We start from the raw sequence: 631 nt of genomic DNA, 5'->3' as shown, positions 1-631 counted from the left end.
CCCCAGCGTGAGGTTGGGCACGAAGTGGTTGTCCATGACGTCGACGTGCGCGAAGTCCGCCGTCGCGATCGCCGCGAGGTCGCGCTCGAGGTTCGCGAAGTCGGCGGACAGGATGCTCGGGTTGATGAGGGCGGGCACGCCGTCAGCGTAGCCAGCCGTGGCGTCGCCCGCCGCGCCGGTCCGGCAGGCCTGCCGTCGTCGACGCGGGCGCGAACGGTGCCTTCACGATCGTCGGCGGAGGCGACTCCGCCGCGGCCGTGCGCACGCTCGGCTTCGACGAGGCGGGCTTCGGCCACATCTCGACGGGCGGCGGCGCCAGCCTGGAGTTCCTCGAGGGCAAGACCCTCCCCGGTATCGCTGTCCTGGAGGACTGAGCATGACGCAGCGCACCCCGCTCATGGCGGGCAACTGGAAGATGAACCTGGACCCCCACCAGGCGACGCACACGCTGCAGAAGCTCGCGTGGACGCTCAAGGACGCCAAGCACGACTACGCCACGGTCGAGGTCGCGGTCGTCCCGCCGTTCACGGACCTGCGCAGCGTGCAGACGCTCGTCGACGCCGACAAGCTGCAGATCGCCTACGGCGCGCAGGACCTGTCGGCGCACGAGTCCGGTGCGTACACCGGCGAG

Annotated in this window: 1 protein-coding gene and 2 pseudogenes; 2 read left to right on the top strand and 1 reads right to left on the bottom strand. The window is 70.8% G+C overall.

Features of this window, described 5'->3' with window-relative positions; genetic code table 11:
• Positions 1-138: pseudogene (locus ACFO3N_RS24940) on the bottom strand (ribulose-phosphate 3-epimerase); the annotation flags it as partial.
• A 53-nt stretch (positions 139-191) separates the two neighbouring features.
• Between ACFO3N_RS24940 and pgk the strand changes: the two are divergent.
• Together pgk and ACFO3N_RS24930 are read left to right on the top strand one after the other, a co-directional pair.
• Positions 192-374: pseudogene (pgk, locus tag ACFO3N_RS24935) on the top strand (phosphoglycerate kinase); the annotation flags it as partial.
• A gap of 2 nt (positions 375-376) precedes the next feature.
• On the top strand, positions 377-631 hold a 255-nt coding region (locus tag ACFO3N_RS24930; protein ID WP_379801517.1), incomplete at its 3' end, for a triose-phosphate isomerase.

Origin of the sequence: Flavobacterium chungangensis (assembly GCF_042654045.1) — a bacterium.
Taxonomy (GTDB): Bacteria; Bacteroidota; Bacteroidia; order Flavobacteriales; family Flavobacteriaceae; genus Flavobacterium; species Flavobacterium chungangensis.
Note: the sequence above shows the minus strand (reverse complement) of the source record. Positions and strands in the feature narration are given on the sequence as shown.